This is a genomic window from Mycobacterium sherrisii (assembly GCF_002102355.1).
Lineage (GTDB): Bacteria > Actinomycetota > Actinomycetes > Mycobacteriales > Mycobacteriaceae > Mycobacterium > Mycobacterium sherrisii.
Genome location: NZ_LQPT01000099.1, coordinates 93,781 through 103,670 on the forward strand (window position 1 = coordinate 93,781; position 9,890 = coordinate 103,670).

The 9,890-nt window shown below is 68.8% G+C and carries 8 protein-coding genes and 1 riboswitch; of the genes, 3 read left to right on the forward strand and 5 right to left on the reverse strand.

The features are described from left to right. Positions 1–2 precede the first annotated feature (2 nt). Positions 3–929, forward strand: a complete 927-nt coding sequence (locus tag AWC25_RS20405) for an asparaginase (protein ID WP_085167358.1) — start codon at positions 3–5, stop codon at positions 927–929. Here AWC25_RS20405 and AWC25_RS20410 read toward each other — a convergent pair. Beyond that, entirely contained in the window at positions 894–2,312 is a 1,419-nt protein-coding gene (locus AWC25_RS20410; protein ID WP_069399524.1) for a DNA polymerase IV, read from the reverse strand. The genes AWC25_RS20405 and AWC25_RS20410 overlap by 36 nt on opposite strands. 31 nt (positions 2,313–2,343) lie before the next feature. On the opposite strand from AWC25_RS20410, the gene AWC25_RS20415 reads away from it, so the two are divergent. Together AWC25_RS20415 and AWC25_RS20420 are read left to right on the forward strand one after the other, a co-directional pair. Then, positions 2,344–2,910 carry a class I SAM-dependent methyltransferase gene (locus AWC25_RS20415; protein WP_069399525.1) on the forward strand — a complete coding sequence of 189 codons (567 nt, stop codon included), beginning with the start codon at positions 2,344–2,346 and terminating at the stop codon, positions 2,908–2,910. Positions 2,911–2,989: 79 nt separating this feature from the next. Beyond that, positions 2,990–3,796: a class I SAM-dependent methyltransferase gene (locus AWC25_RS20420; protein ID WP_069399526.1), complete on the forward strand. Its 807-nt coding sequence runs from the start codon at positions 2,990–2,992 to the stop codon at positions 3,794–3,796. A gap of 84 nt (positions 3,797–3,880) precedes the next feature. Here the strand turns inward: AWC25_RS20420 and ileS are convergent, their stop codons facing one another. The 4 genes from ileS to AWC25_RS20440 form a co-directional block, all read right to left on the reverse strand. Next, positions 3,881–7,048: an isoleucine--tRNA ligase gene (ileS, locus tag AWC25_RS20425; protein ID WP_085167437.1), complete on the reverse strand. Its 3,168-nt coding sequence runs from the start codon at positions 7,046–7,048 to the stop codon at positions 3,881–3,883. A 253-nt stretch (positions 7,049–7,301) separates the two neighbouring features. Further along, positions 7,302–7,523 (reverse strand): Rv1535 family protein, encoded by a 222-nt coding sequence (locus AWC25_RS20430; RefSeq protein WP_069399527.1) that lies wholly within the window; start codon positions 7,521–7,523, stop codon positions 7,302–7,304. Positions 7,524–7,794: 271 nt separating this feature from the next. Next, positions 7,795–7,964, reverse strand: a riboswitch (M-box (ykoK) riboswitch). A gap of 140 nt (positions 7,965–8,104) precedes the next feature. Further along, positions 8,105–9,229: an NAD(P)H-dependent flavin oxidoreductase gene (locus AWC25_RS20435; RefSeq protein ID WP_069399528.1), complete on the reverse strand. Its 1,125-nt coding sequence runs from the start codon at positions 9,227–9,229 to the stop codon at positions 8,105–8,107. A gap of 32 nt (positions 9,230–9,261) precedes the next feature. Then, complete coding sequence (locus AWC25_RS20440) at positions 9,262–9,831, reverse strand: carboxymuconolactone decarboxylase family protein (protein ID WP_069399529.1); 570 nt, start codon at positions 9,829–9,831, stop codon at positions 9,262–9,264. Positions 9,832–9,890: the final 59 nt, after the last annotated feature.

Sequence of the window (9,890 nt, forward strand, 5' to 3'; positions counted from 1 at the left end):
CCATGGCTCGAATCACCGTCATCACCACCGGCGGCACCATATCGACGAGCACCGGCGCCGACGGCGTGCTGCGTCCGAGCCGCAGTGGCGCGGACCTGACCGCGGGGCTGGACGTCGACATCGTCGACCTGATGGCGGTGGACAGCTCGGAACTGACGGTGACGGACTGGGATCGCATCGCCGACGCCATCCGGACCGCGACGGCCGCCGGCGCCGAGGGCGTGGTCGTCGCCCACGGCACCGACACCATGGAAGAAAGCGCGCTGTGGCTCGACCTCGGCTACGCCGGTGCCGCCCCGGTCGTGCTGACCGGCGCGATGCGCAGCGCCGACGCCCCCGATGCGGACGGCCCGCGCAATCTGCGCGACGCGGTGGCCGTCGCGGCCAGCCCGACCGCCCGCGGCCTGGGCGTGCTGGTGGCGTTCGCCGGGCGGGTGCTGCAACCGCTGGGCATGCACAAGGTCGCGACGCAGGACCTGGGGGGTTTCGCCGGCGAGCTGGTCGGCACCGTCGCCAACGAGGTGTCGTTGACCGGCAGCAAGGTCCGCCCGCAACTCGGGGAGCTGTGCGCCGTCGACGCGCCGCGGGTCGACATCGTCGCGGCTTATTTGGGCAGCGACTCGGTGGCGCTGGACGCGTGTGTGGCCGCCGGCGCGCGGGCCGTCGTGCTGGAGGCGCTGGGGTCGGGCAACGCCGGGGCAGCGGTGGTCGACGGCGTGCGACGGCACTGCCGCGACGGGATCGCCGTCGCGGTGTCCACCCGGGTGCCCGGCGGCGGGGTCAGCGCGGGTTACGGGCCCGGCCACGATCTGGTCGAGGCCGGCGCGGTGATGGTGCCGCGGCTGCGGCCGCCGCAGGCGCGGGTCCTGTTGATGGCGGCGCTGGCCGCGGGGTCATCGGTCGCCGACGTGATCGGCCGCTGGGGCTGACGCGTCGTCGCCGTCCTGGGCGCGCAGCGCGGCGAGGTAGTCTGTCCAGTCCAGGGAGTCGACAGGGTTGGCGCGCAGCAGGTCGGCGGTGTCGGCGGCGAACGTCCGGGCCTGTCCCGGACCGGTGCTTCGGGTTTCAAACCGCACGGTGACAACGCCGTGGCCCGCGCCCTGCACCCAGCCGTGCCCCAGGTCGGCGTGGGTGACGTCGTCGCCCACCCGCCACGGCGAGGCCTGTGGTTCGGGCGCCGGCGCGAACATCGCCTCGGTGGCGGTCTCGACCGAATGGTGTGCCTGCGTTTCCGGGGCCGACAGGTCCAGGTCGGGAAACAGCGACTCCTGGCGCACGTCGCTCAGGCCCGAAAACCCCACGCCGAGAAGACGAATGGGGCCGATCTCGCGCGGGTCGAGCAGTAGTCGCCGGGCCACGGCAACCAGTGCGCCGGCCTCGGTTGTCGCGTAGGGCAGTGTCGCCGAGCGGGTGAGGATGCTCATGTCGGATTTCTTCAGCTTGACTGTGACGGTCCGGGCGCCGCGGCCGTCGCGCAGCAGGCGTTGATGCGCGTGCTCGGCGATGGGTTCGATGGCGTCGTGCAGCTGTTCGAGGCTGGTCAGGTCGGCGGCGAAGGTGGACTCGGAGCTGATCTGTTTGGCTTCGGCACGCTCCGCGACCGGGCGATCGTCGATGCCGCGCGCCAGCCGGTGCAGTGCCGGGCCGATCGTGGCGCCCAGAATGTTGGCGGCTTCGGCGTCGGTCAGCGCGGCCAGCTGGCCGATGGTCTCGATGCCGAGCCGGTTCAGCTTCTCCTCGGCCACCGGGCCGATCCCCCACAACCGCCGTACCGGCAGCCCGTCGAGCAGCAACCGTTCCTCGGCGCGCGACACCACCCGCACGCCATCGGGTTTGGCCAGCCCGGAGGCGATCTTGGCGATCTGCTTGCCCGACCCGGCGCCGACCGAGGCCGTCAGCCCTGTCTCGTCGCGTACCCGTCGTCGCAGCGCCTCGCAGAATTCCTCGACGTCGCCCGCCGACGCCCCGGCGAGTTGCGACGGCTCACCGAATGCCTCGTCGAAGGACAGCTGCTCGACGACGGGCACCAGGCCGCGGACCGCCTGGAACACCCGTCGGCTGGCGACGCCGTAGACCACGCCGCGCGGCGGCAACACCACCGCCGCCACGCCGACCATCCGGCGCGCCTGGTGCATGGGCATGGCCGACCGCGCCCCGAACACCCGCGCCTCGTAGCTCGCACCGGCCACCACTCCCCGGCCGCCCAACCCGCCGACCAGTACCGGCCGGCCACGCAGGGTCGGGCGGGTTAGCTGCTCGACGGAGGCGAAAAATGCGTCCATATCCAGATGCAGCACCCAACGGGACTCCACACGCTGATGCTAGGGCGCTACCGTTTTGCTCATGGCCATGAACCTCGCGCATCGCCGGCTGTGCAGTTCGGATCGCTGGGCGAACACCGTCGAACACGACCTGCTGCCATGGGCGCTGGCGGATGTCGACCTGGGCGACAACACCCTCGAGATCGGGCCGGGCTACGGCGCGATCCTGCGGGTGCTGGTGGACAAGACGCCGAAACTCACCTCGGTCGAGATCGACGGCCCGATGGCCGCGCGGCTGCAGCGGTTGTACGGCGACCGGGCGCGGATCATCAACGGCGACGGCACCAACACCGGATTGCCGGCCGACGAGTTCAGCTCGGTGGTGTCGTTCACGATGCTGCACCACGTGCCGACGGCCGAGCTGCAGGACAAGTTGTTCGCCGAGGCGTTTCGGGTGCTTCGCCCCGGCGGGGTGTTCGCCGGCAGCGACAGCAGCACGTCGCTGCTGTTCCGGATTCTGCATTTTCGCGACACCTGCAACACGGTATCGCCGGACACGTTGCCGGATCGCTTGCGTGCGGCGGGATTTCGCGACGTCGACGTCGAAGCCCGCGGCGGCAGGCTGCGCTGGCGCGCCGTCAAGCCTTAGCGTTGCTGTCGTGCGGGCAGCGCCCGGGGCCGGCGGTTGCTGGGCCGCAGCGGGTCGACGCAACGGGTAGAACGGAGGCATGACAAGCCTTTCGACTGAACCGTCGCCGTCATCCGACCGGCAGCCGCACCTGCTGCGCGATGTCGCGGAGTCCTTCGGCGTCGACGCCGACCGCTACGATCGCTCCCGGCCCCGCTACCCCGAGGAGATGATCCAGCGCGTCATCGCCGCCAGCCCCGGTTGCGAGTTCCTCGATGTCGGGTGCGGCACCGGCATCGGCGCGCGGCAGTACCGGGCGGCCGGTGTCACGGTGCTGGGCGTCGACCCGGACCCGCGGATGGCCGAAGTCGCCCGGCGCAGTGGCATCGAGGTGGAGATCGGCAACTTCGAAACCTGGGATGCGCGCGGCCGAACCTTCGACGCGGTGGTGGCCGGGCAGGCGTGGCACTGGGTCGACCCGGTGCGGGGCCCCGGCAAGGCCGCACAGGTGCTGCGACCCGAGGGGCTGCTGGCGCTGTACTGGCACGTTTTCGATCCGCCTGCGGACATCGCCGCGGCCTTCGACGACGTCCTGCAACGGGTGGCGCCGGACGCGCCGCTGCAAACCCCCGGCGTCGAGCTGCAGGAGGCAAATCTCAAGCGGGCCATGGACGGTATCCGCACCGCCGGCGGCTTCACCGAACCCCAGCGCTGGGAGTTCGAGTGGGAGCGCCGCTACACCCGGGACGAGTGGCTGGACCATCTGGCCACCACCGGCACGCTTACCGTGCTTCCCGCGGAGCAGGTCGCGGCCGTGCGCGACGCGGTGGGCGCCGCGATCGACGCGGTCGGCGGCGCGTTCACGATGCACTACGTCACCCTGGCCAGCGCCGCGCGGCTGACGTGATCATCCCCTTATCGATAGCGAGACAGTAAGTACGGACGGGTCTTCTCGTCGGGAAACGCGTCGCAGAATACAGTTTCGCGCAGGTCAGGCCTTGGCGATCGCGACCCGCACACCGTCGCCGATCTGGGCACCGTCGGCCGGCTCGCCGAATTGGAAACTCGTGGCGAGTATTTCACCCGCGATGAGCTCGCGATGACGCTCGGCCCAGTCGGCCCGCTCCGCGGGCACCGACATCACCACCCGGATGCGGTCGGAGACGTCCAGCCCGGTCGACTTGCGCAGCTCCTGCAATTCGCGGATCCGGTCCTTGGCCCAGCCCTCGGCTTCGAGCTCCGGGGTTACCGTGCCGTCCAGCACCACCAGCCCCGCGTCGTCGGGCAGCGCGGCGGTGAACTCCGGGTCGGCGGCCACCAGCCGCGAGCTGTACTCCTCGGGCTGCAGCACCGCCGGGCCCGCGGTCAGGGTGCCGTCCGGGTTGACCACGCCCGCACCGGCTTTGACCGCCTTGATCGCGGCCTGCACGTCCTTGCCCAGACGCGGCCCGGCGACCCGGGCGTTCACGGTGAGCTCGAACCGACCGTAGTTGTCGATCGCATCGGTGAGTTCGACGTTTTTCACGTTGAGCTCGTCGGCGATCAAATCGGTGAACGGCGCCAGTTGCTGCGGATCTTCAACGGCCACAGTCAGTTTCGGCAACGGAAGCCTTACCCTCAGCTTCTTGGCCTTGCGCAGGGACGACGCCGCCGAGCACACGTCGCGAACCTGGTCCATCGCGGCGACCAAATCGGCATCCGCGGGCAACTCACCGACCTGCGGCCAGTCCGTCAAATGCACCGACCGCTGTCCGGTCAGCCCTCGCCAGATGATCTCGGTGATCAACGGCAGCAGCGGCGCGGCCAGCCGCGCGGTCACTTCCAGCACGGTGTGCAAGGTGTCGATGGCGTCGGGATCTTCGGCCCAGAACCGCGAGCGGGACCGTCGCACATACCAATTCGTCAGCGCCTCGGTGAACTGCCGCAACTGTTCGCAGGCCCCGGAGATATTGCAGACGTCCAGCGCGCCGGTCAGCTCGTCACGCAGCACCGCCAGCTTGGCCAGGATGTAGCGATCCAGCACATGGGTCGAATCGGTGCGCCAGACACCGACTTTGGGCGCATACAGGGCCAGGAACGTGTAGGCGTTCCACAGCGGCAGCAAAACCTGGCGCACGCCTTCGCGGATGCCCTGCTCGGTGACGATCAGGTTGCCCCCGCGCAGGATCGGTGAGGCCATCAGGAACCAGCGCATCGCGTCGGAGCCGTCGCGGTCGAATACCTCGCTGACGTCCGGGTAGTTGCGCAGCGACTTACTCATCTTCTGGCCGTCGGATCCCAGCACGATGCCATGGGCCACACAGGTTTTGAACGCGGGCCGGTCGAACAGCGCGGTGGCCAGCACGTGCAGCGTGTAAAACCAGCCACGGGTCTGCCCGATGTACTCGACGATGAAGTCGCCCGGGAAGTGTCCGGCCTCGGCCGCCGACCCCGCGAACCAGTCCGCGTTCTCGAACGGGTAATGCACCTGCGCGTACGGCATCGAGCCCGAGTCGAACCACACGTCGAGGACATCGGGGATGCGCCGCATCCTGGAACGCCCGGTCGGGTCGTCGGGGTTGGGCCGGGTGAGTTCGTCGATGTAGGGCCGGTGCAGATTGTCCGGCCGCACCCCGAAGTCGCGCTCCAGCTCGTCGAGGCTGCCGTAGACGTCGATGCGCGGGTACGCCGGGTCGTCGGATTTCCACACGGGAATCGGTGTGCCCCAGTAGCGATTTCGCGAGATCGACCAGTCGCGCGCGCCCTGCAGCCACTTACCGAACTGGCCGTCTTTGACGTGGTCAGGGTACCAGGTGATCTGCTGGTTGAGTTCGACCATGCGGTCCCGGAATTCGGTGACCGCGATGAACCAGGACGACACCGCGCGGTAGATCAGCGGGTTGCGGCATCGCCAGCAGTGCGGATAAGGGTGTTCGTAGGTCTCGTGCCGGATCAGCACCGGCTGGTTGACCCCCGCCGCACCGCCACCGTTCTTCAGGTCGCGGATGATGTGCGGGTTCGCGTCAAAGACGTGCTGCCCCTGGTAATCCGGGACGGTGGCGTCGAAACGGCCCTTGGAATCGACCGGGGTGACCGGCGCGATGCCGGCGGCATCGCAAACCGCCATGTCGTCCTCGCCGTAGGCCGGCGCCATGTGGACGATCCCGGTGCCGTCGTCGGTGGTGACGAAGTCGCCGGGCAACACCTGAAATGCGTTGGCAGTCCCCATGAAATAGGGAAAAGGCGGCAAATAGCGAGTGCCCAGCAGGTCGGCGCCGCGATACGTGCCCAGCACGTCGGGCTGCTGGCCGGGCTCTTCACCCAGCTCCTTCGCGTAGGCGGCCAGCCTGGGCTCGGCCAGCACGAAACGATGGTCGCCCGACCGGACCTGCACATAGGTGACGTCCGGGTGCACCGCGACGGCCAGATTGGACGGCAGCGTCCACGGCGTGGTCGTCCACACCACCAGGTAGGCGCCGTCCAACGCGCCGCCCACGATCCGGAAGCCCACCGTGACCGCCGGGTCCTGGCGGCTCTGATAGACGTCGTCGTCCATGCGCAGTTCGTGGTTGGACAACGGGGTTTCGTCGCGCCAGCAGTACGGCAGCACCCGGTAGCCCTCGTAGGCCAGACCCTTGTCCCACAGCTGTTTGAACGCCCAGATCACCGACTCCATGTAGGGCAGGTCCAGCGTCTTGTAGTCGTTGTCGAAGTCCACCCAGCGGGCCTGCCGGGTGACATAGGCCTGCCATTCATCGGTGTAGCGCAACACCGACTCGCGGCAGGCTTCGTTGAACGCGGCGATGCCCATGTCGTCGATCTGCGACTTGTCGGTGATGCCCAGCTGGCGCTCGACCTCGAGTTCGGCGGGCAGCCCGTGGGTGTCCCAGCCGAATCGGCGGTCCACCTTGAACCCCCGCATGGTGCGATACCGCGGCACAATGTCTTTCACGTAACCGGTGAGCAGGTGCCCGTAGTGCGGGAGCCCGTTGGCGAAGGGCGGCCCGTCGTAGAACACATACTCTTCGGCGCCGTCGCGTCGCGCGATGCTGGCCCGGAAGGTGTCGTCGCGGGTCCAGTAGTCGAGGACCTCGAGCTCGAGCCGGGAAAAGTCGGGGGCTCCCCCGGCCAGCTTGGGATAGGTCCTGGCGTCAGCTTCGCCGGTGGCTGAGTCGGTCACGGTGCGCGTCGTCTCCTGCGTGCCTACGGTCAGGCCGGGGACGACGACGCGCGACCTGCGCGAGCGCCGCGGTACCACCCCGCTTGTCACGCGTGCGCGCGACCGCTCGAATGGCTGTGACGGGCCTACCCGTTCGGGTCTACTGGGCTGCAAAGGCTGTTCTTCCGAAGGCTCCCCGGTGATGGCCGGATCGGTGCCGTTGAAAAGATTCTACGGACCGTTGCAAATCGCTTCGTCGGGGCAACCCTACGGTTCAGCCGCGGACCTCGAGCACCCCGGCGCGTAGCAGGGCCGCGTATACGTGCCGGACCGGCACGGTCAGCAGCATCGCGACACCGTCTACCAGCGGGTCGGGTCCGATGCCGAACGGCAACCCGTCGGTGCGGCGGGCCGGCTTCTTGGGTGCGCATTGCGGCACCGGCAGGCTGCGCGTGGCTGGGACGGCAACCACTTCGTCGAAGAGCACCGCGGTCATGATCGTCTCCTATCGGATTTCGAAACAAGCTGGGACGCAGCTGTCCCGTCTCGTAACCGACTCAGAACCGAAAATGCCTGGCGGAGAAGCTGATTCGCTTTAGCGCAGGACGCCGGTTGCGGAGGTTGGGCCGGGACGGAACATGCCGGGATATCCATCCGGACTGCCACTGGAACTCATGCGTCCCTCACCTCCTTCACGGCCACGACGCGTGTGGTGCCCCGCGTCTACTGCGCACCACAAGGAGTTCAGCACCGGCGACCGCCGGGAATCCGCACCCCTCTCGTCAGAGCTTTGGCACTACCCGACGTGTCCGAGACTCCGGAAGCCACTTTGGCTCAACCCTTAAGCCGGGAGGAGCTGTCCTGACCCGGGGCGTCTTTCGACGTTGGGGGTCAGTGGCCTGTATTCGTGTAGCCGCCTCACCTAACGAGGTGCAGTCCCATAGTCCACGAGGGGCCGCGGCGGGTCAACACGATCGGTGCGGTGTCGGGCAATCTTTACGATTTTCCCCGGCTTTCACCCAGGTCCGACGCGCTGACCTGCCCAGACTCTCAACTGTGATGCCGTTCACAGCGCGATCAGCCGCCGGCCAGGTCTTCCAGGCGCCCGATGGTGTCGGCGAACTCCTCGACCATGTCCAGCACGACCGCGCGGGTGGGCCGGACGCGGTCGAGCGAGCCGACCACCTGTCCGACGAAATACGTCGCCAGCTCGCGCGCCTTGGCGCCCGGGTGGGCGGCCGCCTGGTTGATGCGCAGCTGCGGTTCGGTCACCAGCGTGGTCTGCAACGGCATCCCCAGCGGCTTCGGGTTGTCGGGCCGGTCCCATTCGTCGGTCCAGGCGGTGCGCAACATGCGGGCCGGTTTGCCCGTCATGGACCGCGACCGCACGGTGTCCGAGGAGCTGGCGGCCAAAAACTTCTCCTTGACCACCGGATCGGTCTCTGCCTCTTCGGTGGTCAACCACACCGAGCCGCACCACACCCCCTCGGCGCCCAGGGCCAGGGCCGCCGCGACCTGCCGACCGCGGGCGATGCCGCCCGCGGCGAGCACCGGAACCGGTGCGACCGCGTCGACGACCTCGGGGACCAGGACCATGGTGGCCACCTCGCCGGTATGGCCGCCGGCCTCGGTGCCTTGGGCGACGATCAGGTCGACCCCGGCGGCGGCGTGCCGACGCGCGTGCGCGGTGGTGCCGGCCAGCGCCGCCACCAACACGTCGTGGCTGTGGGCGCGGTCGACGAGGTCGGCCGGCGGTGGCCCGAGCGCGCTGGCGATCAACCGGATGTTGTGCGCAAACGCGACGTCCAGCAGCGGCTCGTAGCCTTTTGGCGAGATGTTCAGGCCGCCCCGCGGCGCCGACTGCGGTTCGGCCGGCGCCGGGATGTCGTAGCGCGCCAAGAGGTCCTCGACAAACGCGCGGTGCTCGTCGGGCAGCAAGTCTTTGACCTGCTTGGCGTCGATGCCGCCCTGCTCGGCGCCGACGTATTTCGGTGGCAGCAGCAGGTCGACGCCGTAGGGCTTGCCGCCGGTCTGCTCCTCGATCCAGCTCAGCTCGGTCTCCAGCCGCTTCGGGCTGTGTGCCACCGCGCCCAGCACCCCGAATCCGCCCGCGTTGGTGACGGCGGCGACGACATCGCGACAGTGGCTGAAGGCACATATCGGGAACTCCACACCGAGCAGCTCAGCGACTCTGGTCCGCATTGGTTCCTCCTAGATCAAGCCGGACATGGCAATCAACTCGCCGGCGCCCGCCCGTCCGGCGGCCAGCCCGCAACACCGTCCTCCAGCGGGACCTGCAGACTCTGCAGGATCGACGACACCATTCGCCACGCGCTGATCGCCGTGACGATCTCAATGAGAAGTGTTCTGTCGCTTTGCAATTCGCGTTCGCAGGCGGCCCAGCTCGGTGCGCTGACGGCGCCGTCACGCACCACGTCGTCGGTGGCCGCCAGCACCGCACGCTCGGCCGGGCCGAATGCCGCGTGCCGCTCCCAATCACGCACGCCGACCAGGTCCTCGGCGCTGACCCCCAACCGGGTCGCCACCCGCCAGTGCTGCGTCCACTCGTATTCGCAGGCGGTGAGCCAGCCGATCCGCATGATGACCAGCTCGCGCAGCCGCGCGTCCAGGGAGCCGTGCCACAGCATGGTGGCGAGCAGATCATTGACGGCCCGCGCCAGCGGCGGATGGTTGAGCAGCACCTGGAAGATGCTCAGTTCGGCCATGTAGTCGGGGACGGCCGCTTCGTCGGCGGCGGCCTTGGCCTCCTCGAGCGGCAGTCCCGGCACGCGCGCTGTTGTCATGGTTGAGCACTCCGATGTACTTCGCGAAACGGCTTAGCGTTCACCGCCAATCGTAGTCA

What these genes read in the sequence shown, in the direction of transcription:
- AWC25_RS20405 (WP_085167358.1), top strand. Translation starts at nt 3, where the DNA reads ATGGCTCGAATCACCGTCATCACCACCGGCGGCACCATATCGACGAGC.
- AWC25_RS20415 (WP_069399525.1), top strand. Translation starts at nt 2,344, where the DNA reads ATGGCCATGAACCTCGCGCATCGCCGGCTGTGCAGTTCGGATCGCTGG.
- AWC25_RS20420 (WP_069399526.1), top strand. Translation starts at nt 2,990, where the DNA reads ATGACAAGCCTTTCGACTGAACCGTCGCCGTCATCCGACCGGCAGCCG.
- AWC25_RS20430 (WP_069399527.1), bottom strand. Translation starts at nt 7,523, where the DNA reads ATGACCGCGGTGCTCTTCGACGAAGTGGTTGCCGTCCCAGCCACGCGC.
- AWC25_RS20435 (WP_069399528.1), bottom strand. Translation starts at nt 9,229, where the DNA reads ATGCGGACCAGAGTCGCTGAGCTGCTCGGTGTGGAGTTCCCGATATGT.
- AWC25_RS20440 (WP_069399529.1), bottom strand. Translation starts at nt 9,831, where the DNA reads ATGACAACAGCGCGCGTGCCGGGACTGCCGCTCGAGGAGGCCAAGGCC.